At 72.9% G+C, this 24,142-nt stretch carries 28 protein-coding genes; 11 read left to right on the top strand and 17 right to left on the bottom strand.

The window, feature by feature from the left end; all coding sequences use genetic code 11:
* Positions 1-8: 8 nt before the first annotated feature.
* Positions 9-491, bottom strand: coding sequence for a MarR family winged helix-turn-helix transcriptional regulator (locus AB0C03_RS21560; RefSeq protein ID WP_030335021.1), 483 nt, complete (start codon positions 489-491; stop codon positions 9-11).
* 157 nt (positions 492-648) lie between these two features.
* Here AB0C03_RS21560 and AB0C03_RS21555 point away from each other — a divergent pair, with 157 nt between their 5' ends.
* The gene (locus AB0C03_RS21555) at positions 649-1,182 is read left to right on the top strand and encodes a GNAT family N-acetyltransferase (RefSeq protein ID WP_030335019.1); all 534 of its coding nucleotides are present in this window, start codon (positions 649-651) and stop codon (positions 1,180-1,182) included.
* 61 nt (positions 1,183-1,243) lie between these two features.
* Here the strand turns inward: AB0C03_RS21555 and AB0C03_RS21550 are convergent, their stop codons facing one another.
* Positions 1,244-1,732, bottom strand: coding sequence for an FBP domain-containing protein (locus tag AB0C03_RS21550; protein ID WP_030335017.1), 489 nt, complete (start codon positions 1,730-1,732; stop codon positions 1,244-1,246).
* 48 nt (positions 1,733-1,780) lie between these two features.
* Between AB0C03_RS21550 and AB0C03_RS21545 the strand changes: the two genes are divergently transcribed.
* Both AB0C03_RS21545 and AB0C03_RS21540 read left to right on the top strand, forming a co-directional pair.
* Positions 1,781-2,350: a TetR/AcrR family transcriptional regulator gene (locus AB0C03_RS21545; RefSeq protein WP_030335014.1), complete on the top strand. Its 570-nt coding sequence runs from the start codon at positions 1,781-1,783 to the stop codon at positions 2,348-2,350.
* A gap of 33 nt (positions 2,351-2,383) precedes the next feature.
* Positions 2,384-2,971 (top strand): DUF1684 domain-containing protein, encoded by a 588-nt coding sequence (locus AB0C03_RS21540; protein WP_030335013.1) that lies wholly within the window; start codon positions 2,384-2,386, stop codon positions 2,969-2,971.
* Between the two features lie 46 nt (positions 2,972-3,017).
* Here AB0C03_RS21540 and AB0C03_RS21535 read toward each other — a convergent pair whose 3' ends face one another.
* Positions 3,018-3,605 (bottom strand): YflT domain-containing protein, encoded by a 588-nt coding sequence (locus AB0C03_RS21535; RefSeq protein WP_030335011.1) that lies wholly within the window; start codon positions 3,603-3,605, stop codon positions 3,018-3,020.
* Between the two features lie 112 nt (positions 3,606-3,717).
* On the opposite strand from AB0C03_RS21535, the gene AB0C03_RS21530 reads away from it, so the two are divergent.
* Both AB0C03_RS21530 and AB0C03_RS21525 read left to right on the top strand, forming a co-directional pair.
* Positions 3,718-5,547 (top strand): glycoside hydrolase family 15 protein, encoded by a 1,830-nt coding sequence (locus tag AB0C03_RS21530; RefSeq protein WP_357638538.1) that lies wholly within the window; start codon positions 3,718-3,720, stop codon positions 5,545-5,547.
* A 105-nt stretch (positions 5,548-5,652) separates the two neighbouring features.
* Positions 5,653-6,153, top strand: a complete 501-nt coding sequence (locus AB0C03_RS21525) for a metallophosphoesterase family protein (RefSeq protein ID WP_210865539.1) — start codon at positions 5,653-5,655, stop codon at positions 6,151-6,153.
* Between the two features lie 9 nt (positions 6,154-6,162).
* On the opposite strand, the gene AB0C03_RS21520 is transcribed toward AB0C03_RS21525, so the two are convergent.
* Positions 6,163-6,375 carry a DUF3072 domain-containing protein gene (locus AB0C03_RS21520; RefSeq protein WP_030335005.1) on the bottom strand — a complete coding sequence of 71 codons (213 nt, stop codon included), beginning with the start codon at positions 6,373-6,375 and terminating at the stop codon, positions 6,163-6,165.
* A gap of 84 nt (positions 6,376-6,459) precedes the next feature.
* On the opposite strand from AB0C03_RS21520, the gene AB0C03_RS21515 reads away from it, so the two are divergent.
* Positions 6,460-7,413 (top strand): NAD(P)/FAD-dependent oxidoreductase, encoded by a 954-nt coding sequence (locus AB0C03_RS21515; RefSeq protein ID WP_357638536.1) that lies wholly within the window; start codon positions 6,460-6,462, stop codon positions 7,411-7,413.
* Between the two features lie 54 nt (positions 7,414-7,467).
* Here AB0C03_RS21515 and AB0C03_RS21510 read toward each other — a convergent pair whose 3' ends face one another.
* From AB0C03_RS21510 to AB0C03_RS21500, 3 genes are all read right to left on the bottom strand, one after another.
* Positions 7,468-8,763 (bottom strand): cation:proton antiporter domain-containing protein, encoded by a 1,296-nt coding sequence (locus AB0C03_RS21510; protein ID WP_357638534.1) that lies wholly within the window; start codon positions 8,761-8,763, stop codon positions 7,468-7,470.
* A gap of 106 nt (positions 8,764-8,869) precedes the next feature.
* Complete coding sequence (locus AB0C03_RS21505) at positions 8,870-9,547, bottom strand: HAD family hydrolase (protein WP_210860687.1); 678 nt, start codon at positions 9,545-9,547, stop codon at positions 8,870-8,872.
* A 31-nt stretch (positions 9,548-9,578) separates the two neighbouring features.
* On the bottom strand, positions 9,579-11,708 hold the full coding sequence (locus AB0C03_RS21500; protein WP_210860688.1) for an ATP-binding SpoIIE family protein phosphatase: 2,130 nt from the start codon (positions 11,706-11,708) through the stop codon (positions 9,579-9,581).
* Positions 11,709-11,906: 198 nt separating this feature from the next.
* On the opposite strand from AB0C03_RS21500, the gene AB0C03_RS21495 reads away from it, so the two are divergent.
* A complete protein-coding gene (locus tag AB0C03_RS21495; protein ID WP_051708712.1) occupies positions 11,907-12,716 on the top strand; it encodes a mechanosensitive ion channel family protein in 810 nt (269 codons plus the stop codon).
* Between the two features lie 73 nt (positions 12,717-12,789).
* Here AB0C03_RS21495 and AB0C03_RS21490 read toward each other — a convergent pair whose 3' ends face one another.
* Positions 12,790-13,143, bottom strand: coding sequence for a DUF6401 family natural product biosynthesis protein (locus AB0C03_RS21490; RefSeq protein ID WP_030334993.1), 354 nt, complete (start codon positions 13,141-13,143; stop codon positions 12,790-12,792).
* A 163-nt stretch (positions 13,144-13,306) separates the two neighbouring features.
* On the opposite strand from AB0C03_RS21490, the gene AB0C03_RS21485 reads away from it, so the two are divergent.
* A complete protein-coding gene (locus AB0C03_RS21485; protein WP_030334992.1) occupies positions 13,307-13,756 on the top strand; it encodes a hypothetical protein in 450 nt (149 codons plus the stop codon).
* Here the strand turns inward: AB0C03_RS21485 and AB0C03_RS21480 are convergent.
* Positions 13,753-13,962 (bottom strand): hypothetical protein, encoded by a 210-nt coding sequence (locus AB0C03_RS21480; protein WP_030334989.1) that lies wholly within the window; start codon positions 13,960-13,962, stop codon positions 13,753-13,755. The genes AB0C03_RS21485 and AB0C03_RS21480 overlap by 4 nt on opposite strands.
* 158 nt (positions 13,963-14,120) lie before the next feature.
* On the opposite strand from AB0C03_RS21480, the gene AB0C03_RS21475 reads away from it, so the two are divergent.
* Complete coding sequence (locus AB0C03_RS21475; RefSeq protein ID WP_357638530.1) at positions 14,121-15,419, top strand: MFS transporter; 1,299 nt, start codon at positions 14,121-14,123, stop codon at positions 15,417-15,419.
* Here AB0C03_RS21475 and AB0C03_RS21470 read toward each other — a convergent pair.
* The 4 genes from AB0C03_RS21470 to AB0C03_RS21455 form a co-directional block, all read right to left on the bottom strand.
* Positions 15,377-15,637: a hypothetical protein gene (locus AB0C03_RS21470; RefSeq protein ID WP_030334986.1), complete on the bottom strand. Its 261-nt coding sequence runs from the start codon at positions 15,635-15,637 to the stop codon at positions 15,377-15,379. The genes AB0C03_RS21475 and AB0C03_RS21470 overlap by 43 nt on opposite strands.
* A gap of 97 nt (positions 15,638-15,734) precedes the next feature.
* The gene (locus AB0C03_RS21465) at positions 15,735-16,196 is read right to left on the bottom strand and encodes an SRPBCC family protein (RefSeq protein WP_030334984.1); all 462 of its coding nucleotides are present in this window, start codon (positions 16,194-16,196) and stop codon (positions 15,735-15,737) included.
* Between the two features lie 52 nt (positions 16,197-16,248).
* Positions 16,249-16,665, bottom strand: coding sequence for a DUF2795 domain-containing protein (locus AB0C03_RS21460; protein WP_030334982.1), 417 nt, complete (start codon positions 16,663-16,665; stop codon positions 16,249-16,251).
* Positions 16,666-16,764: 99 nt separating this feature from the next.
* Positions 16,765-17,751 (bottom strand): YihY/virulence factor BrkB family protein, encoded by a 987-nt coding sequence (locus tag AB0C03_RS21455; protein ID WP_030334980.1) that lies wholly within the window; start codon positions 17,749-17,751, stop codon positions 16,765-16,767.
* Positions 17,752-17,929: 178 nt separating this feature from the next.
* On the opposite strand from AB0C03_RS21455, the gene AB0C03_RS21450 reads away from it, so the two are divergent.
* A complete protein-coding gene (locus AB0C03_RS21450) occupies positions 17,930-18,331 on the top strand; it encodes a ChaB family protein (RefSeq protein ID WP_030334978.1) in 402 nt (133 codons plus the stop codon).
* A gap of 70 nt (positions 18,332-18,401) precedes the next feature.
* On the opposite strand, the gene AB0C03_RS21445 is transcribed toward AB0C03_RS21450, so the two are convergent.
* Positions 18,402-19,835 carry an aldehyde dehydrogenase family protein gene (locus AB0C03_RS21445; RefSeq protein ID WP_030334977.1) on the bottom strand — a complete coding sequence of 478 codons (1,434 nt, stop codon included), beginning with the start codon at positions 19,833-19,835 and terminating at the stop codon, positions 18,402-18,404.
* Positions 19,836-19,907: 72 nt separating this feature from the next.
* Between AB0C03_RS21445 and AB0C03_RS21440 the strand changes: the two genes are divergently transcribed.
* Complete coding sequence (locus AB0C03_RS21440) at positions 19,908-21,521, top strand: phytoene desaturase family protein (RefSeq protein ID WP_030334975.1); 1,614 nt, start codon at positions 19,908-19,910, stop codon at positions 21,519-21,521.
* Between the two features lie 106 nt (positions 21,522-21,627).
* On the opposite strand, the gene AB0C03_RS21435 is transcribed toward AB0C03_RS21440, so the two are convergent.
* The 3 genes from AB0C03_RS21435 to AB0C03_RS21425 form a co-directional block, all read right to left on the bottom strand.
* Entirely contained in the window at positions 21,628-22,395 is a 768-nt protein-coding gene (locus AB0C03_RS21435) for a polyprenol monophosphomannose synthase (RefSeq protein ID WP_030334974.1), read from the bottom strand.
* A 149-nt stretch (positions 22,396-22,544) separates the two neighbouring features.
* On the bottom strand, positions 22,545-23,546 hold the full coding sequence (locus AB0C03_RS21430; protein ID WP_030334972.1) for an SDR family oxidoreductase: 1,002 nt from the start codon (positions 23,544-23,546) through the stop codon (positions 22,545-22,547).
* A 2-nt stretch (positions 23,547-23,548) separates the two neighbouring features.
* Positions 23,549-23,989, bottom strand: a complete 441-nt coding sequence (locus AB0C03_RS21425; RefSeq protein WP_030334971.1) for an SRPBCC family protein — start codon at positions 23,987-23,989, stop codon at positions 23,549-23,551.
* Positions 23,990-24,142: the final 153 nt, after the last annotated feature.

Below are 24,142 nucleotides of genomic sequence, written 5' to 3'. Positions count from 1 at the left end.
GAAGGCTCCTAACGTGGGGCAGGGGTGGTCGAGCCGTCCCGCGATGCCCGCAGGCGCTCGCCGAGCCGATCGAAGACCCGGGTGAGGCAGGCGACCTCGGCGTCGTCGAGGTCGTCCATCAGATGGGTGCGCACCGACGCCAGATGGTGGGGTGCGGCTTCCCGTAGCGCGAGCAGCCCGGCCGCGGTGAGCACCGCCTCGCTGCCGCGCCGGTCGTCCGGGCAGGGCTCCTTGCTGACCAGGCCACGACGCTGCATGGAGGAGACCTGATAGGTGAGGCGGCTGGGCGAGAAGATCAACCGGCTGGCCAGCTCGCCCATCCGGAGCCGCTGCGCCGGTGCCTCGGAGAGCAGGACCAGCACGTGGTAGTCGGCGAAGCTGAGGTCGCAGTCGGCCCGCAGCTCCTCTTCCAACTGGGTGTAGAGACGCTGGCTGGCCTCGATGTAGGCGCGCCAGGCGGCCTCTCGGGTGCTGTCCAGGCTCTCGGTCATGCCCACGACGATAGCACTACTTCAAAATTTAACTACTGCGGTTGGGCGTTGTCTGGGTCACTTTCCTCGCGTCCCACGGGTGGCTCGTGCAGTTTTGAAGTAAAGGTGGGGTAATCCGGCGGCGCGAAGGCCGTGCGGTGTGCCAGACTCCGGCCTCGTGGAACACGTGGAACTCGCTGCCGGCGAGCTGTTGCTGCGGCCCTGGCGGGACGAGGACGCTCCGGCGGTGCGCGACGCCCTTCGTGACCCGGCCATCGCCCAGTGGAACCCGCAGGGTGACGGCCTGATCGACGACGAGGTGGCGCTGCTCTGGGTGCGCCGCCGCGCCGACTGGTCCGCCGGGGACCACGCCTCCCTGGCGGTGACCTCGGCGGTCGACGGCGGCCTGCTGGGTTCGGTGTCGCTGCACCACATCCGGCACGGCGACGCCTCCATCGGCTACTGGACGACGCCGGCGGCGCGCGGGCGTCACGTGGCGCTGCGCGCCGTCGTCCGGCTCACCGACTGGGCGTTCGCGGACCTCGGGCTACACCGGGTGGAGCTCTGCCACGCGGTGGCCAACCCGGCGTCCTGCCGGGTCGCGGAGCGGGCCGGCTACCCGGCCGAGGGGACCCTGCGCGAGTCGTACCGGTACGGCGACGGCCGCCGCTACGACGAGCACCTGCACGCCCGCCTCGCCACCGACCGCTAACCGGGACGGACGGCCGCCGACCGCTAACCGGGGACGGGCGACCGCCGTCGGCGCGAAACCGTCACTCGGTGACCTTGCGGAGGAACGCCGTGAGGGTGGCAGTGGTGCGGTCGATCTTCTCCGCCACTGTCAGCGTCTCGTGCATGCGGGGCCCGGCGTGCTTCTTGCCCCGCAGGTAGAGCGAGCAGGCCAGGTCGGAGCAGACGTACACGCCCACCGAGTTGCCCTGCCGTCCGCCGGAACCGGCCTTGCGCGCGGTCATCAGCGAGACGCCGTCGCCGGTGTGCGTGGTCAGGCAGAGCGAGCACATGCTGCGTCGCACCCGCCCGGTCTGCTGCGGTGCGACCCGCAGCGCGACGCCGACCAGCTCGCCGTCGGTCTCGGTGACGAGATAGGCCCGCTGCGGCGCGGCGGGGTCCCGCCAGCCGAGGAAGTCGAGGTCGCTCCAGGATCGCGCGTCAAGATCATGTGGTAGGGCCAGCCGCTTCGCCTCGCCCTGGGTGGTGTTGACGAACGACGCGCGGATGGCGGACTCGGTTGGGGCTAACATAGGTGCCAGCCTAGTCCTCCTAGGCAAAAAACTAGAGGGGTGTGTTGGATGGCACGTGCCGGAGTGACCGCCGAGCGCCTGACGCTGGCCGCAGCCGAGCTGGCCGACGAGGTGGGCGTGGAGAACGTGACTGTCGCCGCGCTCGCCCGCCAGTTCGGGGTGAAGGACGCCAGCCTGTACTTCCACCTGAGGAACGCGCACGAGCTGCGGGTCAGGATCGCTCTGCTGGCGCTGGCGGAGCTGGCCGACCGGGTCGCCGACGCGCTCGCCGGCCGGGCCGGCAAGGACGCGCTGGTGGCCTTCGCCAACGCGTACCGCGACTATGCGCGCGAGCACCCGGGCCGGTACGCCGCCATGCAGATCGACCTCGACCCGGAGACCGCCGCCGCGAGCGCGGGCGTCCGGCACGCCGAGATGACCCGGGCGATCCTGCGCGGCTACCGACTCTCCGAGCCCGACCAGACCGACGCGGTGCGGATGATGCACAGCACGTTCCACGGGTTCGTGAGCCTGGAGCGGACCGGCGGGTTCCGGCACACCCCGCGCCCCACCGACGACTCGTGGTCGCGCGCCCTGGACGCCCTCGACGCCGTGCTCACCAACTGGCCACCGCGCTGAGCTGCCGTTGCGGCACGGCATAGGCTCGGTGCTGTGGATGATCTGGAGTTGGCCGACTGGCGGGAGCGGGTCGCCCGGCTGTACCTGTCCGACGTCGACCTGATCGGCTTCCGGGCCGGCCGCGACGAACTCTTCGCCACCCACCCGCAGAGCCCGATCCCCGTGGCGCAGCGGCCCGGCTTTCCCGGGGTGCGTTACTTCCCACCCAATCCCGAGGCCGTGGTCGAGGCGCCGCTGCGCCCGGCCAGCGGCGAGCTGCGCATCGACACCGGCGGCCCGGACGGGGTGGTCGCGTACCGGCGGGTCGCGGTGGCCGAGACGACGTGGGGGTCGCTGACCCTCTGGTGGATCGAGGCGTACGGGGGTGGGCTGTTCGTTCCGCTGCGCGACGGCACCTGCGGGCGGGAGAGCTACGGGGGTGGGCGGTACCTCACCGACACGGTGAAGGGCACCTTCGGCCGGGGTGTCGAGCTGCTGCCCGGCGACCGGGTCCGGCTCGACGCGAACTACCTCTACAACCCCAGCTGCGCCTACGACGACCGTTGGGCCTGCCCGCTGGCGCCCCCGGAGAACCGGGTCGACGTGCCACTGCGCGCCGGCGAGATGGCGTACCACGACTGACCGGCCGCCCCCGGCGTGCTGCCGGGACGGCCGGTCGATCGTTCGCTCAGCGGGCGTTCGCCGCCGAACCGGGCATCTGCATCCGACCGAGCAGCTGTCGCGCCTGGTCGGCGAGCTGGGCGTCGACGGTCACCGCGTACTGGCCGGCCCGCAGTGAGCTGGCCGAGGTGAAGTCCCGCTGCCCGCCCGTCATGGCATGCGCGACAGCGCCGAACACGGCACCCCAGATCGCACCGATGACCAGCCCGACCAGGATCACCGCCAGCCAGTTGCCGACGGTGAAGATGCCGAACAACAGGCCGATGAAGAGCCCGAACCAGGCGCCGGTGCCCGCGCCGAGCAGAGCGGCCCGACCGGTGGTCATCCGCCCGAGCACCGTCTCCACCAGGGTGAGGTTGGTGCCGACGATGGCGCTGTGCTCCACCGGAAAGCGGTTGTCGGCCAGATAGTCGACGACCCGCTGCGCGCTCGGATAGTCCGGGTACGAGCCGATCGTCACGGTCGGCGGGCCGGTCTGCGGCCCGTGGCCGTCCCCGGCCGGTGTCGACAGGCGGCCGGCCGGCCCGGATGGAAGCAGGTCGCCACCCTGTGTGCCGGGCCGCCAGGCGGCGGCCGGCCCCGAAGCTGACGTCATGAGCATCCTCCCTCGTCAGCTCCCCGGGTTCCCCGCCAGGCCGACCGGTAACGCGGCCGGCGCCGTCCCGGCGGCAGGGGAATGCCACCTGACTGCCCGGGTAGGCAGTCAGGTGGAGAGCGGACAGATCAGCGACTACGGTTTCCTCGCCGACGGGCGCAGCGCGGCGCTGGTGGACCCCGCGGGCTCGGTGAACTGGTGGTGCCCGGGCCGGTTCGACGCCCCGTCGGTGTTCGCGCGGCTGCTCGACGACAACGCCGGGCACTGGTCCATCCAGCCCGAGGGCGACTACCGCGTCGACCGCAGCTACCTCGACGACACCCTGGTCCTGCGAACGGTCTTCCGCACCGCGAAGGGGGAAGTCGCGCTCACCGACGCGCTGGCCTTCGAGCCCGGCTCGCGCGGTCACGACATCGGCCTGCACTCGCCGCAGGTGCTGGTCCGTTCGGTGGAGGGGCTGTCCGGTTCGGTGCCGATGCGGGTGCACTACCGGCCGCGCTTCGAGTACGGCCGCACCGTCGCGTACCTGATCGAGCGGGAGGACATGCTGGAGGCCATCGCCGGGGCCGCCCGACTCACCCTGCGCGGCAGCGTGCGGTTGACCGCCGGCGACGGCGAGGCCACCGGGACGTTCACCGCCCGCGCCGGCACGAAACACACCTTCACCCTCGGGTACGCCCCGACCTACGACGCCCCGCTGCCCGAGGTGCCGGATGCCGACCAGACCATCGCCGACACCGTCGCCGGCTGGCGCTCCTGGTCGGACGAGCACCCGTACGACGGGCTCTACGCCGACCAGGTGCGGCGCAGCCGGCTGGTGGTGCAGGGCATGACGTACCGGCCCAGCGGCGCGGTGGTGGCCTCGGTGACCACGTCGCTGCCGGAGAAGCTCGGCGGGGACCGCAACTACGACTACCGCTACGTCTGGGTGCGGGACTTCAGCCTGACCCTGCGGGCGCTGTGGCGGACCGCGTGCCTGGACGAGGTGCAGCGGCAGTTCGCCTGGTTGGGCCGGGCGATGGGTCGCGTCGACGACCGGCCGGTGCCCATCATGTACGGGGTGCTGGGGGAGCGGGACCTCACCGAGCACCGACTGGAACAGCTCGGCGGCTACCGCGACAGCCCACCGGTGGTGATCGGCAACGACGCGTGGCAACAGCGGCAGACCGACATCTTCGGCGAGGCGATGGACGCCGCCTGGTTGATGCGCGACAAGCTGGAGCCGTTCGACCCGGAGGTGCGGCACGTGCTCCGGGTGCTCGCCGACCAGGCCGAGCGGGACTGGTCGTTGCCCGACGCGGGCATGTGGGAGGAGCGTGGCATCCAGCACCACCACGTGTCCTCGAAGGTGCAGTGCTGGGTCGCCCTGGATCGGGCGGTCCGCTTCGGTGACACGCTCGGCGAGCCGCAGGACGTGGCCCGCTGGGCGGCCGCCCGTGACGCGGTGCGCGCGGAGGTGCTCGAGCGGGGCTGGAACGAGCGGCTCCAGTCGTACACCGGGAGTTTCGAGACCGACGACCTGGACGCGTCGGTGTTGGTGATGCCGCTGGTCGGGTTTCTGCGGGCCGACGACCCGCGGATGCGCTCGACGATCCGCGCGGTGGAGCGGCGGCTGTCCCACGACGGCCTGCTGCGGCGCTGGGACGGCGACCCGGCGGGGTTTCTGATCTGCTCGTTCTGGCTGGTGTGCTGCCTGGCGCTGGCCGGTGAGCGGGACCGGGCGCACGAGTTGTTCCGGCGGCTGGCGGAGCGGGTCAACGACCTCGGCCTGTTCGCCGAGCAGATCGACCCGTTGACCGGGGAGCAGCTGGGCAACTTCCCCCAGGCGTTCTCGCACATCGGCCTGATCAACGCGGCCGGTGTGCTGACCGACGTCGAGCGGGACCCGACGGTGCGGCAGACCGGCATGCCCCCGGCGTACTTCTCCCCGGTGGACCGCTGAGCCGCGCCGTCACCGGTCTGTCGCTGCTGCCGCCCGGCGCTCCTGGTGGCGCCGGTGCGTCCGTGTCGCCGGGTGGACGGTCAGGGCCCGGGGGACAATGCGGGTATGCGGCTGGTGCTCACGGCGGACACCCACGTACCGAAGCGGGCCCGGGACCTACCCGGTCCCCTCTGGGCGGCCATCGAGGCGGCCGACGTGGTGGTGCACGCCGGTGACTGGGTGGACGAGACACTGCTCGACGCCATGACCGCGCGCTCGCGCCGACTGATCGGGGTGTACGGCAACAACGACGGCCCGGCGCTGCGCGCCCGGCTGCCCGAGGTGGCCCGGGTCGAGCTCGACGGTCTGCGGGTCGCGGTGGTGCACGAGACCGGGCCACGGACCGGCCGGGAGAAGCGGTGCGCGGCCCGCTTTCCCGACATCGATCTGCTGGTCTTCGGGCATTCGCACATCCCCTGGGACAGCGTGGCGCCCGGTGGGCTGCGCCTGCTCAACCCGGGCTCACCCACCGACCGCCGCGCCCAACCCCAGGCCACCTACCTGACGGCCACCGTGCACAGGGGCGAGCTGAGCGAGGTGCAGCTCCACCCGCTGCCCCGCCCCTGACCGCCCCGGTTACCGGCCCCGGCCCGTCTCGGCCTGGAGTTCGTCGATGCGCTTGGACGCCTCGGCCTTGGTCAGGTCGTCCGGGAGGTCGGCATGGGCCTCCCGGGCCAGCGTGCTCAGGTAGGACTCCTGGGCGGCGGTTGGCGGTTCGTCGCCGGTGACCCACTCGTCCGGGTCCTTGATCGCGGCGTTCTGGTCGGCCTCGCTACGGCGGTCGGTCATCATCATCACCCTTTCTTCGAACAGGTGTGCCAGTACCCCGATCGTCGTGGTTCATGCCCGTCGGTCACCGCCTACGATCATCGGATGGACCGGTCGGGCGTCGTGGTGGTCGGGGCGGGCATCGCCGGGGTGGCCTGTGCTGTCGAGTTGACCCGGGCCCGGGTGCCCGTGCGGGTCAGGGAGCGGGGGCACGTCCGCGGCGGCCGGATGGCCAGCAAACGCTTCCAGGGGCGTCCTGCGGACATCGGCGCCGCCTACTTCACCGCCACCGACCCGGACTTCGTCGCACTGGTCGAGCGGTGGCGCGCCGCCGGGCTGGTCCGCGAGTGGACCGACACCTTCCGGGCGTACGACCGGAGCGGGAACCACGAGGTGACCGGGCCGATGCGCTTCGCCGCCCCCGGTGGGCTGCGGTCGCTGGTCGAGCACCTGGCCGGCGCGGTGCCGGTGACCGTCGACCGGTTGGTGCTCGGCGTGGAGCCCGGCCCGGTCGTGGACGGCGAGTCGTGCGCGGCGGTCGTCCTGGCCATGCCGGGCCCGCAGGCCGCCCTGCTGCTCGACCCGGCCCTGACCGACGCCACCCGGGTGGTGCAGGCGCAGCGGTGGTCGCCGACCCTGGCCGCGGTGCTGCGGTTCCCGCACCGGCGCTGGCCGGACTTCCGGGGGGCGTTCGTCAACGAGCACCCGGTCCTCAACCTTGTCTGCGACGACGGCGACCGACGAGGTGACGGCGCGCCGGTGCTGGTCGCGCACACGGTGCCGGAGTTCGCGGCCGGGCATTTGGCCCAACCCACCGGGGCCGGGCCGGCGATCGAGCAGGCCGTCCGGGACCTGCTCGGGCTGCCCGAACAGGCCGTCGACGTGCACGTGCACCGCTGGACGTACGCGAAGCCGACCCACGCCACCGCCGACGCCACCTACCACCTCGACGCCGACGGGATCGGCCTGGCCGGTGACGCGTTCGGCAAGCCCCGGGTGCAGAGCGCCTGGCGCTCCGGCCGGGACCTCGGCCGCGCGCTGGCCGCCCGGCTGGGCTGAAGCAGCGCTCAGGCTGGGCTGAGCCGGCGTGGGCGGCGGGCCTGAGGTGCCTGCTCAGGCGTGCCCGGCCGCGGCGACCGGCCGGGCGTCGGCGTCCCGCTCGGCCGGGTCGGAGGTCCGCTCTCCCTCCCGGTCGAGCAGTTGCATGACCGGGGTCGCCGTCACGCCGTGCACCACGACGGAGACGAGCACCACCAGCCCGACGGTCGCCCAGAGCAGCTCGGCCTGCGGGAAGTCGGCCTTGGTGGTGGCGTACGCGAGGTAGTAGAACGAGCCGACGCCACGAATGCCGAACAACGAGATGACCCAGTGCTCGGCCGGGCGTCCCGGGGCGCCGCGCAGCGACAACCAGCCGATCAGCGGCCGCACCAGGAACACCAGGGCCAGCCCGACGGCGGCCGCCGGCCAGGTCAGCGGGCCCAGCAGACCACCCACGATCGCGCCGCCCAGCAGCAGCAACAGCACCAGGGTGAGCAGCCGTTCGACCTGCTCGGCGAAGTCGTGCAGGACCGAGTGGAACTCGTGGGTCCGCTCGGCGGCCCGGATCGCCCGGGCGGCCACGAACACCGCCAGGAAGCCGTACCCACCGACCACCTCCACCAGCCCGTACGCCAGAAACGTGGCAGCCAGCGCCAAAAAGCCCTCGGCGTGCCGGGCCAACCGCAGCTCGCTGGGCGCGCGGAAGAACAGCTTGCCGAGCAGCCAGCCGATCAGCAGCCCACCGCCGACGCCGATGCCGACCTTCCAGAGGACGTCCACCGTGAACCATTCGGCCAACCAGTCACCCGGGGCGAGACTGGTCGAGGCGATGGCGATGGCGGCGTATACGAACGGGAACGCCAGACCGTCGTTGAGGCCGGCCTCGGAGGTCAACGCGAAGCGGACCTCGTCCTCGGAATCCTCCACGTCGGTCGGCTCGCCGACCTGCACATCGGCGGCGAGCACCGGATCGGTGGGGGCCAGCGCGGCACCCAGCAGCAGCGCGGCGGCCGGCATCAGCCCCGCCCACCACCAGCCGAGCACCGCCACCGCCGCGATGCACAGCGGCATCGCGATCACCAGCAGCCGCCAGGTGGACGACCACCGCCGCCAACTCAACGGCCGGTCGATCTTCAAGCCGGCGCCCATCAGCGCGACGATCACCCCGATCTCGGTGAGGTGGGTGGCCAGCTCCGGGTGGGCCAGCGGGTCCGGTGACGGCAGCCCGACAGGCAGCAGGAACACCAGCATGCCCAGGGCGAGAAAGGCGATCGGCATGGACAGTGGGCGGCGCTCCAGCACCCGCGGCAGGACGCCCGCGAGCAGAGCGCCCACACCCACCAGCGCGAACGCCACATCAACTGGCTCCACGGCACCACCCCTCCGCCGCACCCGCGAGGCGCGGGCAGGTGGTGACACACCTTGCCCCGCAAGGGCTCCGGCTATGCGCGTCGGTGCCGGTGAACCGGAACGATCCTCACCGGGGTCGGGTGAGCGGCGAGTCCGCCAGTTCGGACAGCAGCGCGGCCGGGTCGTCGTACACCGCCACGGCACCCGCGCCGGCCAGCTCGCCGCGGCTGGTGCCGCCGCAGGTCAACCCGACACAGGGGATGTTCAACTTGCCGGCCGCGGCGACGTCCCAGACCGAGTCGCCGACGAAGACCACCCGCTCGGCGGTCAACCCGGACTGCGCCAGCGCCGCCTCCAGAATGTCTGGTGCCGGCTTGCTCTCCCGCGCGTCCGCCGAGGAGGTGACGGTGTCCACCACGTCGTCGGCGTTCAGCGCCCGGCGCAACGCCGTCACCTCGTGCTCGGCGGCGGAGGTGGCCAGCACCACCCGCAACCCCCGCTCGGCGCAGGCCCGCAACAGGTCGGCCGCCCGGGGCAGCGGCGTGAGCCGTTCCCAGTACTCGGCGTAGAGGGTGTCGTGCGCGTCGCGCAGCTTCTGGTCGGCGTCGCGGTCCCGCTCCGGGCCGAGGAGGTGGTCGAGGAGTTTGTCCGAACCCATCCCGATCGAGCGGTGCACCACCGCCATCGGCACCGGCTGGTCGGTCTGCCGTAACGCCTCCCACCAGCTCACCGTGTGCAGGTAGGTGGTGTCGACCAGGGTGCCGTCGACATCGAAGAGGACTCCGGCGAGGCGATCGGTGGCCATGGGCGTCCTCCTGCCCCTCCCGGGGCTGGTCTCAGGGCTGCGGCGTGAGGATCTCGAACCAGACGGTGGAACCGCGCACCGACGGGTCGGTGCCCCAGGCGTCGCTGAGCTCCTCGATCAGGCCGAGGCCGCGGCCACGACTGCTCAACGTGTCGGTACGGGCCCGGGTCACGGTGCCCCGGGTGCCGGAGTCGGCGACCGAGACGAGCAACCGCTCGGCGCTGAGGTCGATCTCCACCCGGGCGGCAGTGCCGGCGTGCAGCAACGCGTTGGTGGTCAGCTCGCTGGTGCAGAGCACCGCCGCCCCGATCACCGACTCGGGCACCTGCCACTCGGTGAGCTGGCCGGTCAGCCAGTGCCGCACCCGGCTGGGCGCGGTCGGTTCGGCCGGCACCTCCATGCTCGCCGAACGACTCGGCTTGAGGGCGTGTTCGACAGCCAGGACGGCCACGTCGTCCTCGGTGCCACCGGGGAGGGCAGCGGTGGCCACCGCGCAGAGCGCGCGCGGGTCACCACTGCCGGCCTTGGCGACGGCGTCGCTCAGCGTGGTCAGCCCGACGGTCAGGCTCTGCCGGCGACGCTCCACCACCCCGTCGCTGAACAGCAGCAGAGTGTCACCGGGACGGAACGCCACGGTCGTGGTGCCCGGCCGACCGCCCAGCCCCAGCGGCGGCCCGGCGGGCACGTCGACGTACTCGGCGTGGAACCGGCCGTCCGGATCGCCGCGGCGGATCAGCGGGGCGGGATGACCGGCGCTGGACAGCGTCAGCTCCCGCCGCTCCGCGTCGATCACCCCGAACGCCACCGTCACGAACAGCTCGTGGGTGCCGGCCTCCGCGCCGAGGCTGGTCACCAGCCGGTCCAGGCCGGCCAGGACCACGTCGGGCGCCGGGTCGGCCAGGGCCAGGGCGCGCAGCGCGGCCCGGACCTGGCCCATCCGCGCGGCGGCCTGCACGTCGTGCCCGGCGACGTCGCCCAGCACCACGCCGAGCGAGCCGTTGGGCAGCAGGAACGCGTCGTAGAAGTCGCCGCCGGCCGCGTTGCCGTCCACGCCCGGGTCGTAGCGGGCCGCGATCCGCAGCCGAGGCAGATCCGGCAGGTGCTCCGGCAACATGCTGCGCTGCAACAGTTGGGCCGTGCCGTGCTGGGTCTCGAACCGGCGGGCCCGCTCCGCGGCCTGACCGATCAGCTCGGCCGAGGCGGCCAGCAGCGCCCGCTCGGCCGGTGACCAGGTGTGCGGAACCTGGTAGCCGACCGCCAGCCCGCCGCGAACCACCGAGGTGCCCAGCGGCAGGGCCGCCATCGCGCGGATCTTCTGGTCGTGGCGGTCCACGGCGGTGTCGCGCAGCGGTTGCCCGTCGCCGGTGAACGACGGGCCGCCGGAGCGGGCCGCCTGCACCACGGGGGCCGGCCAGTCCGCCGGCGCGCGCCGCCAGAGCGGGGGAAGTCGCTCGTCGGCCTCGTCCAGCAACTCGCCACGGACCCGACGCACCATGCGCCAGCCGCCGCCGCCCTCGTCGACAGCGAACGCGGCCTGGTCGGGGTCGAACGTGGTGATCGCGTACCGCAGCGCCACCCGGGCCACGTCGTCGAGGGTGAGGGTGCCGGCGAGCGCGGCGGCCACCTCGCTGAGGCTCTGCAACTGCCCGGTGACGTGGGTGGTCTCGGCCGCCACCGTCAACACGCCGACGATCTGCCCGGCGCTGTCGCGGACCGGCGAGTAACCCCTGGTGAAGACCGCCTGTTCCACAGTCGCGGAGTGCCCACGCACCAGTGGCAGGGTGGACTCCTTCTCCAGGAAGGGCACGCCCTGCCGGTAGCAGCGCTCGATCACCGCACCGACGCCGGGCAGGGCCCAGATCTCCGCGAACACCTCGGCGGCCGGGCGGCCGAAGGCGCTCGGGTGTTTGCTGCCCAGCAACTCGGCGTAACCGGCGTTGTAGAGCAGGACGAAATCGTCGCCGTACGCCAGGGCCATCGGCATCGGCGAGGCGAGGATCATCTCCCCCACGGCCCGCACCGCGACGTCCCACTCGTCGGGTGGGCCCAGCGGGGTGTCGGCCCAGTCGTGGGCCAGCAGGCCGACAGCCGGGCCGGGCCCGGTGGGTGCGTCCGGGCCCGGAGTCGCTGGCGAGGGGACCCGTCCGACCGTTCCTGGCATGTTCGCAGCCTAGTCGGCCGGACGGAAAAGGCATCCGACCACGGCGGCGGGCCGTCGCCGCGTCCGTCGAGGTGGCCGTTCGGGCAGTTCAGGGCCCCTGTCCGGAGGTCTGTCGCAAAAAACGCGGCGCGCTGCGCGGACTGCCGGACCGGTTGCCGGGTATGCGCCCGGCGCAGTCCATGCGACAGGAGGGACATCATGCTGAAAACCCTCGCGGTCCGGCAGGCCGACATCGGCGATGCCATCGCCGACACCTGGAGGTCGGTGCTGCTCTTCATCCCGAAGGCAGTGGCCTTCATCGTCATCCTCGTGGTCGGCTGGCTCATCGCCAGAGCCGTCCTCAAGATCGTGGATACGGTGCTGGAACGGGTGCGCTTCGACCAGGCGGTCGAACGCGGTGGCATCAAACGGGCCCTGGAGAGAACGAAGTACGACGCCAGCGACATTCTGGCCAGACTGGCGTACTACGCCGTACTGCTGTTCACGCTGCAGTTCGCCTTCGGAGTCTGGGGGCCCAACGCGATCAGTGACCTGATCAGCGGCGTGGTGGCCTGGCTGCCGCGTGCGTTCATCGCGATCGTCATCGTGGTGGTGGCGGCGGCGATCGCCAACGCGGTGCGGGATCTGGTCACCGGGGCGCTGGGCGGGCTCTCGTACGGCAAGGTCCTGGCCGATCTGACGGCGATCTTCATCATCGCGCTCGGCGTGATCGCCGCCCTGAACCAGGTGGGTATCGCCACCACGGTGACCACTCCGGTGCTGATCGCGGTGCTCGCCACGGTGGCCGGCATCCTGATCGTCGGCGTCGGCGGTGGTCTCGTGAAGCCGATGCAGAACCGCTGGGACGGCTGGCTGCACCGGGCGGCCCAGGAGGCCCGGGCGGTGCAACAGCAGCGTCAGGCCGCGTCGGCCGGGCGTAGTGACGTGGAGCGGCAGATGGCCGACCGCGGGGGTGACCGCACCCAGGCCATGCCTCGGGTGGACGAAGCCCAGCAGTACCGTTCGTAACGGAGCGTAACGGCACGACGGTGGGGAGGGTGTTCCGCGTACGACGCGGGACGCCCTCCCTTCGCGGGTCGGGTCAGTCCCGGTCGAGTGCGCGCGCCAGCGCGCAGACCGCGAGCAGGCGGGTGAGCAGCCACTCCGGGTGGCTCCAGTCCACCGGCCCGTTGGGCGGCGTCCACCCGTGCTCCAGGGCGGCGGCGCGCACGCCCTCGGCGTAGCCGGCGAGCGCCGCAGAGGTCAGCGGCGTGCGGTCACCGTCGAGGCTGTCCCGAACGGCCGCCGCGTGCTGGTCGACCTGGGCCAGCAGCCCCGGTCGCGTGGCGGCGGCGGCGAGCCCGACAGTGCCCACGGAGACGGTGAGGGCGGCCAGGGTGGACCGCGCCGAGTCGACGGCGGTACGGGAGGCGACCCGGTTGAACGGCACACGCATGGTGACCGAGGCTAACCGACCGGTCACCACGTCGGCCTCGTCCGCTCGGTGGATGTCGCCTGCGCCACTGGGGCGATCGCCGCTGACCTGGGGGGTTGATCCGGCACAGACGGGGCAGCAGGAGAACCACCCACAGACAGCGGCACACGGCACGGAGGCACGGATGGGACAGCGGACGGACGGACCCGACGAGCGGCACCAGCGGCCGGACGGGGTCAGCGACGCCACCGTCGCGGCGCTCGGCAAGCTGAGTGAGGCGTTGGAGTGTGTGGAGCGGGCCCGGGGGCACCTCTACTCGATGCACCAGTTGATCGGCCATGCCGACCTGATGCTCGACGACGCGGTGGAGCAGTTCCGCGCCGCCGGTCACCCGCACCTCGCCGACCGGATCGGCACGGAACTGCGCGGCCGCAACGTCATCGCCGGACGATGGACGTTCCAGATCGTCGAGGACTTCGACGACGGCTACCACGCGTTGTTCCGGGAGCTGGATCAGCAGGCCCGCGACGAACTGGTGGGCGGGCGGCGCCACCTGTACGAGGCGGAGATGAAGGAACGCCGCCGCAGCCGGGGCCAGCCAGGCCACGAGGCCCGGCCGGGCGGTGGGGCCTAGTCGCTGGTCGCGTCGGCGGGGCGTCGCCGCGCCGCGTCGTCGGCGATGATCACGGTGGCCACCATCAGCGCGACGCAGAGGCTGAACAGCCACGACTCGTCGGTGACGAGCCAGGCGGACACGGGGGCCTGGAGCGCGGCGAGCAGGAAGCCGAGCCAGGCGAGCCGGCGCTGACGCGTGGAGAGGATTCCGGAGCCTTGATGCATCCCGAAATTCTTACGCGAACCCGCCGGTTTGCCGTCCTCCGATCGGCCGATTCTGGATGAGCTGTCCGTTTTCCCAACCGTACGGACACGACTTCTTTGCGCCACGAGCGGTCGGGTGCCGACAGCGCTAGGGTGCCCCTGCGGCAGGATGGTGAGTCGTGTCCACCCCGCCCGCGCGCCCCCGCGCCGCACTGCTCCTGCTCGCGTACCTCGCGTTCGTCAGTCTCGGCCTGCCCGACGGTCTGCTCGGCGTCGGTTGGCCCTCGATCCGGGCCGACTTCGACGTGCCGACGGAGGCGGTCGGGTGGGTGCTCACCGCCGGCACCGTCGGCTACCTCACCTCCAGCGTGCTGGCCGGCTTCACGCTGGCCCGGGTCGGCGTGGGCGCGCTGCTCGCGGGCAGCACCCTGCTGGCCAGCCTGGCGCTGACCGGCTATGCGACCAGCCCCGTGCTGGTGGTGCTGGTGGGCTGTGCGCTGCTGCTCGGGCTCGGCTCCGGCGCTGTCGACTCCGGGCTCAACGCGTACGCCGCCGGGGCCTTCGGGCCGCGCCACATGAACTGGTTGCACGCCTTCTTCGGCCTGGGCGTGGCGATCGGTCCGCTGATCATGACCGCGGTGTTGAGCACCGGGCTCGGCTGGCGCTGGGGGTACGGCATCATCGCCGCCGCCCAACTCGTCCTCGCCGCCGCGTTCGCGCTCACCGTGCGGGCCTGGCACCGTGGCGTCCCGGCCGGCACCGAGGCGGGCACGACCGTCCAGGCCGGGCTCTCCGCCACCGATGGCGGGTCGGCACCGGTCGTCCGGGTTCCGATCGGGGAGACGCTGCGGCTGCCGGCGGTCTGGTCCGGGACGCTCGCCTTCGTGCTGTACGTGGCGATCGAGGTGTCCGCCGGGCTGTGGGCGTTCCTGCTGCTCACCGAGGGACGCGGGCTGAGCGCGGCGGTGGCCGGCGGCTGCGTCTCCGCGTACTGGGGCAGTCTCTTCGTCGGCCGGGTCGTGCAGGGTCTGGTCGCCGAGCGCCTGGGGGCGGGGCTGGTGCTGCGCGTCAGCCTGGCCGGAATGGCGGTCGGCGCGGCGCTGATCGCGGTACCCGGGCCGGCTGTCCTGGCGGTGCTCGGCCTGGTCGTTGTCGGTTTCGCCGCCGCGCCGGTGTTTCCGCTGCTCACCCTCACCACCGCCGAACGGGTCGGGGTGGCGCACGCGGACCGGGCCATCGGGCTGCAGATCGGTGCCGCTGGCATCGGCGCGGCGCTCGTCCCGGCCGGGCTGGGCGTGCTGATCGGCAACACGTCGGTGCAGGTGCTGGGCTCGGCGCTGCTGGTGCTCGCGCTGGCACTGATCGCGCTGCACGAGTGGGGTACGCGCCGACCCGCCGTCGAGCCGCCCGCGCCCGACCGGCCCGGGAACGCGGGTCAGACGTCCGGCCCGGTCCTGCCGGTGGTGGACGGGCGGTAGGCGCGCTGCGGGTCGGTGGCCTCCCGGCTGTTGCCCCGGGCCTGCCCCTCGCGGTCCGACGCGGCCGCCCCGTGCCCGAACGCGGCTTCCTCGCCGGCGTCGTTGCCCGTCACGTCGTCGGCCTGCCCGTCGAGGCTGGAGCCCGACACGGCGCGCTCCAACTCCTCCAACGGAAGCCGCTCCTCGTCCCGCCACACCCTGATGCTGTCGTCGGTCATACCTCCAGCCGTACCCGGGCACGATGATCGCAAACAGGCTCGGACGCGGCGATGGCCGCCGGGAAACCCCGACGGCCATCTCGGTCACCGCTCAGCGTCACGGCTGCGGGCGGTCCACCTGCCCGCGCCAGGCGCCGGTCTCCTGACCACGCCGTTCGATGTAGGTCTTGAACCGTTCCAGGTCGCCCTTGGCCCGCCGGTCGACGATGCCGAGCTTGTCGCCGGCCTGCTCGACGACACCATGCGGCTCGAACTCGAGTTGCAGGGTGACCCGGGTCTTGTCCTCGTCCAGGCGGTGGAAGGTCACCACACCGGCCTGCTGGGTGCCGCCGGTGGACCGCCAGGCGACCCGCTCGTCGGGGAGCTGCTCGGTGATCTCCGCGTCGAACTCGCGCTTCACCCCGGCGATGTCCACGGTCCAGTGGGTCATCGTGTCGGAGAGCTGCCGGACCTCCTGCACGCCCTCCATGAACTCGGGAAACTCCTCGAACTGCGTCCACTGGTCGTACGCGGTGCGGACGGGCACGGAAACGTCTACGTGTTCGGTAACGCCACTCATCGGGGAACCTCCTTCAGCCGCTGGTGGGTTGGTGGATCGGGGGCGATCCGTCTCACCAGCGAGTCGTCTCGTTCTTGTTGCCGAGCGCGGCCCACACCTCGGAGACCGTCTGGTAGACGGTGCCCTCGGGCAGCCGTTCCAGCGCCGCCACGATGTCGTCGGGCGCCTCGTTCTCGCGGGCGCTGGCGATGAGCACCAGGCGGTCACCCGGCAGCGCGCTCATCGAGATGAACCGGCCGAGCCGGCTGCGCTGCTCGACGTCCGTCGAGCTCATCCCCTGTGGGGCGCCGGTGCGCGTATCGCCGGCCGGGGCGGTGGTCGCCTCCGGTTGGTCCTCACCGGCCGGTTCCGGAACCCGGAACTCGTCGACTCGAGAGCCACCGGTCCCCGGCCCCTGTACCAGGCCGCTGACCTCCTGACTCATCTGTTCGTCGATCCTCGGTCCGTGCTTGCTGTTGCCACGCTCCATGCCTTCTGCGCTACCCGGCACCCCGCCCGCTAAACCGGCACCGGGCCACGAACCGGCCCTCGGCCCGGCGCCGAACCGGACACCATCGCCGAACGGACCTCACTCGTCGGCCGGCCGGCGCGGCGGCAGCACCGGCTCCTCCGGGTCCGGGTCGCCGCCCTGCAACTGCCGCCCGCGCTGCACCTCGGCGTTGATCTGCACGCCCAGCATCAGCGCCGAGTTCGACAGGTAGAGCCAGACCAGGAACGCGATGGCCGCGCCGAGGCTGCCGTAGGTGGTGTCGTAGGAGCCGAAGTTGGCCACGTAGAGGCCGAAGCCGAAGGAGGCCGCCGCCCAGGAGAGCAGGGCCACCGCGCCGCCCGGGGTGAGCCAGCGGAACCGGGGCTGGCGCACGTTCGGCGCGATCCAGAACAGCAGGGACAGCAGCACCATCATGATCATGGCGAGGACCGGCCACTTCGCCACGCTCCACGTGGTGCGGGCCAGGCCGCCGGCGTTGATCAGGTCGCCGACCGCGTCGGTGACCGGCCCGCTGACGATCAGGCCGAGAGCGACCACCGCGAGCAGCACCAGCGTGATCGCCGCCAGGCCGATCTGCAGCGGCCGGAGCTTCCAGACCGGGCGGCCCTCGGTCACCCCGTACACCGCGTTCGAGGCCCTGGTGAACGCGCCGATGAAGCCCGACGCGGACCAGAGCGCGCCGAGCAGGCCGAAACTCAGCAGCAGCTTCGGGTTGCTCTGGTCGAGCACCACGGCGCGGATCACCCCGATCACGCCGTCCTTGTCGTCGGTCAGCACCGCCCCGGCGCCCACCTGGTTGGCCAGGTCGACAACGGTGTCGACGGTCTGCTCGCCGCTGGAGACCAGGCCGACCAGCGCCACCACCACGATGGCGGACGGGAAGAGCGCCAGGACGCCGTAGTAGGTGAGCGCGGCGGCCCAGTCGGAGCAGTTGTCGGTGACGAAGTTCTGCACACTGCGGACCAGCACCCCACGCCAGGTCCGCCAGCTCAGCTGCCGTATCCGTCGCGGCACCCGGCGGCCCGCTGTGCCGTCGAGGGTGGTACCGGGCTCCGTGGTCGTCATTGCCCGCTCCCTGCGCCCCGGCCGCCGGATGACCGGTCGTCCGGTCTGGCCTGGCCCGGCGGTACCCGGATGGGTAAATCGACAAACCCCACCCCCGGGCCGGCCGACGCCGCTATGGTTTGCCGCCGCGTCACCGGGGAACGGTCACAGTGACCCTGTCGACACGGAGGAGGACGAGATGCCCGGGCGCGAAGACCTGCCCAGCACGCTGCGGCGCTCCCCGGATAAGGCGCAGCGCACCTGGGAGAAGACGCACGACTCGGCGGTCGAGACCTACGGTGAGGGGGAGCGGGCGCACCGCACCGCCTTCGCCGCGGTGAAGCACCAGTTCGAGAAGGTGGGCGACCACTGGGAGCCGAAGGGCCGCAAGGGTCCCAGCGACCAGCAGGCCGCCGGTGGCGGGCCGGAACGACGGGCCCCCACGGCGGGTGGCGTGGACGCCAACGCCACCAAGGACCACCTGATGTCGGTGGCCCGCAAACTCGACGTACCCGGCCGGTCGGGCATGACCAAGCCGGAGCTGGTCACGGCCATCGAGAAAGCCAACGACCGCGCCACCCGCAAGGCCCGCGGGAACTGACCGCGCCGCACCGGAGCACCACCGACGCGGTACGGGCGGACGCGCCACCCCTGCGTCCGCCCGTGCTGTCCTACCAGTGCCCGCCGCCCGGCGCCTCGATGTGCACGGCCTTGGTGGCGGTGAACTCGTCCAGCAGCTCCGGGCCGTACCCGAAGCCCTGCCCACTGGCCCGGCGCGGATGCGCGGCACCGCCCGGCGCGCCCCCGAACACCGCGTTGATCTTGACGGTGCCGACCGGCAGCTCTCGCCAGGCCCGCTGCGCGTGACTCATCGACGGGGTCAACACGGTGGCCGCCAGCCCGTACGGGGAGTCCGCCGCGCAACGCAACGCCTCGTCGAACGAGTCGACGACCACCACCGGTGCGACCGGCCCGAACGTCTCCTCGCGGACCAGCGCCGTGTCGTGCCGGCAGTCCGTGACGACGGTCGCCGGATAGAACGCCCCCGGGCCGGGCGGCACCTCGCCGCCGGTGCGCACCCGCGCCCCGTCGGCCACCGCCGCCGCCACCTGCCCGTGCACGTGGTCCCGGTGCCGTCGGTCGACCAGCGGGCCCAGCTCGGTGCCCGGGTCCCGGCCCGGCCCGACCCGCAGCGCCTCGGCGCGTCGTACCAGCGCGGCCACGAAGTCGTCGGCCACCTCCCGGTGCACGTAGAGCCGCTCGACCGCCACGCAGATCTGCCCGGCGTTGGCGAACGCGCCGAGCGCGGCCTGCTCCGCCGCCCACTGCGGGTCGACGCCCGCGTCCACCACCAACGGGTCACTGCCCCCGTTCTCCAGGAGCACCTTCGCGCCGGTGCGGGCCGCGGCGGTGGCGATCGCCCGGCCGGTCGCTGTCGCGCCGACGTGGGCCACCACGTCGACCTCCTGCGCCGCCAGCGCCGCACCCACCTCCGGGCCGCCGGTGAGCAGCGACAACACCCCGGCCGGCAGCGCCTGGTCCAGCGCGCGGGCCAGCAGCCAACCCGTCGCCGGGGTCCGTTCGCTCGGCTTGTAGAGCACCACGTTCCCGGTCACCAGAGCCGCGCCGAGCAGCCCACAGGAGACCGCCACCGGGTCGTTCCAGGGGGTGATCGCCGCGACCACCCCCCGGGGCTGCGGCGTCAGGAAGTCCAGCGCGTCGGGGTCGCCATTGAGGGTGCGCCCGCCGCGCAGCGGCGCCAGCTCCGCATACTGTCGCAGGGTGCCGATCCCCGCCTCGACGCCGCCACGGGCGTCCGCCAACGGCTTGCCCATCTCCGCGGTGACCGCCGCCGCCAACTCCTCGACGACCGCCTCCACCGCGTCCGCGGCCCGGTGCAGCGCCGCCGCCCGTTCCGCCGGCGCGGTCGCCGCCCACTGGGCCGCCACGTTGCGGGCCGCCTGGGTCGCCTTGCCCACCTCGTCGGCGGTGGCCACCGGCACCGTGCTCACCGGCTGGTCGTCCGCCGGATCACGCACGACCAGTTCGCCGCCGTCGCCGCCCGCACCCCACACCCCGCCCACCAGCTGCGCAACCGTGTACATGCGGCGCTGGATGCCCCGGCCCCGGCGAGGCAAACGCGTTTCGCCCGGTTGCGCGCCGGGTAGGCGGATCCGATGACAACCACCGTCGCGCAGAGCGCGGACGCCGTCATCATCGGTGCCGGGCACAACGGCCTGGTGGCGGCCAACCTGCTGGCCGACGCCGGCTGGGACGTGGTGGTGCTGGAGGCGACCGCGACGCCCGGCGGCGCCGTCCGCTCCGCCGAGGTCACCGCGCCCGGCTACCTGAGCGACCTCTACAGCTCGTTCTACCCCCTCGGGTACGCCTCACCGGTGCTGGGCGCCCTCGGCCTGGATCGACACGGGTTGTCGTGGCGACACGCCCCGGACGTGCTGGCCCACCTGCTGCCCGACGGTCGGGCCGCGGTGATCAACCGGGACCCGGACGTCACCGCCGCGTCGCTGGAGCAGTTCGCTCCCGGTGACGGCAAGCGGTGGCTGAACGCGTACGCCGAGTGGCTCGACGTGGCCGAGCCGATGCTGGACGCGATCACCGCGCCGTTCCCCCCGGTACGCGGAGGCCTCGGCCTGCTGCGGCGGTTGCGGGTCGCTGGCGCGCTGCGACTCGCCCGCCGGCTTGTCGTGCCGGTCCGCAAGCTTGGCGACGAACTCTTCGACGGCCCCGGCGGGCCGGCCCTGCTGGCCGGCTGCGCCCTGCACACCGACCTCTCCCCGGAGGAGGCCGGCTCCGGGGTCTACGGCTGGCTGCTGGCCATGCTCGGCCAGCAGGTCGGCTGGCCGGTGCCCGACGGCGGCGCGCAGCGGATCACCGACGCGCTGGTGGATCGGCTACAGGGGCGCGGCGGGACGATCATCTACGGCGCGCGGGCCGAACGGGTGCTCACCGCCCGGGGCCGGGCGATGGGAGTCCGCACCGTCGGTGGCGCGCTGTGGCGGGCCCGGCGGGCCGTGCTCGCCGACGTTCCGGCGCCGGCGCTCTACCTCGACCTGGTCGGCCCGGCGGCGCTGCCGTCGCGGCTGGTGGAGGACCTGGCGCACTTCCGGTGGGACGGCTCCACGCTGAAGGTGGACTGGGCGCTCTCCGCGCCGGTGCCGTGGACGAACCGGCAGGTGGCCGGCGCCGGCACCGTGCACCTCGGCGCGGACCTGAACGGGCTCACCCACTACGCCAGCGAGTTGGCCCGTGGTGAGCTGCCCCGCGACCCGTTCCTGCTGGTCGGGCAGATGTCGGTGGCGGACCCGAGCCACTCCCCGCCGGGCACCGAGTCGCTCTGGTCGTACACCCATCTGCCGTTCCGGCGGACCTGGCGGGCCGACGACGTGGCCGGGCACGTGCAGCGGATGGAGGACGTGCTGGAGGCCGCGGCACCGGGTTTCCGGCGCCTGATCGTGGGCCGGCACGTGGCCTCGCCGGTCGATCTGGAGGAGGGCAACCCCAGCCTGGTCGGCGGCGCGCTCGGCGGCGGGACCGCTGCCGCGTACCAGCAGCTCTTCCTGCGCCCGATCCCTGGCCTGGGGCGGGCGGACACCCCGGTGGACCGGCTCTTCCTGGCCAGCTCGTCGGCGCACCCGGGCGGCGGGGTGCACGGTGCGCCGGGTGCGAACGCGGCCCGCGCGGCGCTGGCGCGCGACCGTGCGCTCACCGGCCGCGCCTACGCCGCAGCCATCGCCACCGCCCACAACGCCATCTACCCCACCGCCCCCTGACCGCCACCCTTCCCGCGTCCCGGTGATCAAGAGGTTCGCGTCAGATTCGCCACCGTCGGCGACGCGAGCCTCCTGATCACCCAGCAGGACGGGGTGGGGGTGGGGGTCAGCGGGTTACGTTGCGGTGTTTGCTGCGGAGGCGGAAGGGCATGAGGGCGCTCTCCACCTTGGTCGCGGTGGTCATCTTGGAGACGCCGTCGCGCCGCTCCTCGAAGCGGATCGGCACCTCCAGGATGGTGTGCCCCAGCTTGGTGGCGAGGTAGTGCATCTCCACCTGGAAGCTGTAGCCGTTGGACTGCACCCGCTCCAGGTCGATGTCGCGCAGGGCGTCGGCCCGCCAGATCTTGAAGCCGGCGGTGAGGTCCCGGATGCGCACCCGCAGCAGCGTGTGCACGTAGAGGTTCGCCCAGCCGCTGAGCGCCCGGCGGTAGAGCGGCCAGTTCTCGTCCAGCTCGCCACCGGGCACGTACCGGGAACCGATCACCACGCTGGCCTGGGTGGACAGCAGCGCGCCCAGCATCCCCGGCAGCGCCTCCGGCGGGTGCGAGAGGTCGGCGTCCATCTGCGCCACGTACTCGGCGCCGCCCGCGACCGCCCGGCTCATCCCGTCCACGTACGCCCGGCCGAGGCCTTCCTTGCCAGCGCGGTGCACGACCTCGATCCGGTCGGGGTTCTCGATGGCCAGCTTGTCGGCCACCTCCCCGGTGCCGTCGGGGGAGTTGTCGTCGGCGACGAGGATGCGCAACCCCGGCAGCGGCAGCGCGAGCAGCCGCTCGACCAGCGCCGGGAGGTTGCCCGCCTCGTTGTACGTGGGCACGACGACGGTCAGGCGTGCGTCCCGCCACGGCGACGGCAACTGCACCGGCTGGATCATGTCGGTCATCCTCGGTTTGCGGACATGGGTCATGGAAAGGGTATCCAGTTGCCGCATTCGCACCGAGGGGGCACCCCTCCCGGGCGTTGCGGACCGTCGTCGTCCACCGCGCTCCGGGGTAACAGCCCTGGTCAAGGGGCTTGTGTTGGTCAGCGCCGACGGCGAGCGACAGCGCCGAGGGCGAGCGTCGCGACGGCGAGCGCGACACCGGAGAGTGCCGGCTTGTGCGTGCTCACCCACAACGCCGCGGAACGGTCACGTGCCTGGTGGCGGAACACCCCGGCCGCGCCCCGGTCGGTGTCCGCGTCGCCGGGGTGGTCCAGATTGTCACGCCAGGTCGCCGGATCGATAGTGGCGCCGGTCTGCTGGCTGTCGTACCCGTCGCGGGCCAGCTTCCGGTCGAGCAGGCCGGGGAACAGCGCGTCGGCCAGCCGGGCCTGCCAGGTCGGGCCACCCACGTTCAACTCCCGGGTGCCGTGGTCCGCCGCCCACACGATGGCCCGGGCGGCCAGCTCCGGAGTGAAGATCGGCGGCACCGGCTGCGGATGCCGGGGCAGCCGGGTACGGACCCAGGAGAACTGCGGCGTGTTGATCGCCGGCAGTTGCACCATCGACACCTTCACCCCCGGGCAGTCGTGCAGCAGCTCGGCGCGCAGCGAGTCGTTGAACCCCTGCACGGCGTGCTTGCTCGCGCAGTACGCCGACTGCAGCGGGATGCCCCGGTAGGCCAACGCCGAGCCCACCTGCACGATCGTGCCCCGCCCGTGCGCCCGCATGTGCCGCAGCGCGGCGAGCGTGCCGTGCACAGTGCCCAGGTAGGTGACAGCGGTGACCCGGTGGAACTCCCGCGCCGGAATCTCCCAGGCGGACGCGAACACCGACACCATCGCGTTGTTGACCCACACGTCGATGCCGCCCCACCGGTGCACCACGTCGTCGGCGGCCTGCTGCACCGCGCCCGCGTCGGACACGTCGACCCGGTACACGCGCACGTCGGTCGCGCCGCGCAGCCGGCACTCCCGCTCGGCGGCGGCCAGGCCCGCCTCGCCCCGGGCCAGCAGCGCCAGCCGGGCGCCGCGCGCCGCGTACGCGTGGGCGACGGCCCGGCCGACGCCGGCGCTCGCGCCGGTCACCACCACGGTCCGCGTCACGCTCACCCCTTCTGCCGGGTGGCGATGTCGGAGAGCCGGGCCAACGTCTCCCGGTTGCGCCGGTGCAACACCAGATCGTTGATCTTGTTGTGGACCCAGCGCAGCGGTCCGGCGGCGAAGTCCTCCCCGAGGCGGACCCGGGTGGCTCCCCCGCCCACCGGCTCCAGGGTGAAGGCCACGATCGCCTCGCCCGCCGGCCAAAGACCGGCCTTGAGCACGAGCCGGTGCGGCGGTTCGCAGACCAGCACCGTCGAGGCGTCCTGCAGGGAGAACGGCCAGGGCCCGGCACGGTGGTGCAGTTGGCTGCCGACCCGGGGCCAGGCGTCGTCCACGTCGCGCATGTGCGCGGTGCCGACCACCCAGTCGCTGTACGTCCATCCGTCAGCGAGCACGTCGAACACCCGCTGCGGGGGAGCGTCGATCACTTTCTCCACAATCGCCACCGGGATTCCATACCCGGGGCACGGCACTGGCTAACGGCCGGCGGGGTTAGCTTCTCCGGCACGGCGGGTAAGGCCGACCCGGGGCACCGCGGCGCGCTGGCCCACCGCCTCGACGACGACGTTTACTCCTCGGGGCGCAGGGAACCCGCCGCC

Origin of the sequence: Micromonospora parva (genome assembly GCF_040649675.1) — a bacterium.
In the GTDB taxonomy this organism is placed as follows: Bacteria; Actinomycetota; Actinomycetes; order Mycobacteriales; family Micromonosporaceae; genus Micromonospora; species Micromonospora parva.
This window is presented reverse-complemented; position numbering and strand designations above follow the sequence as displayed.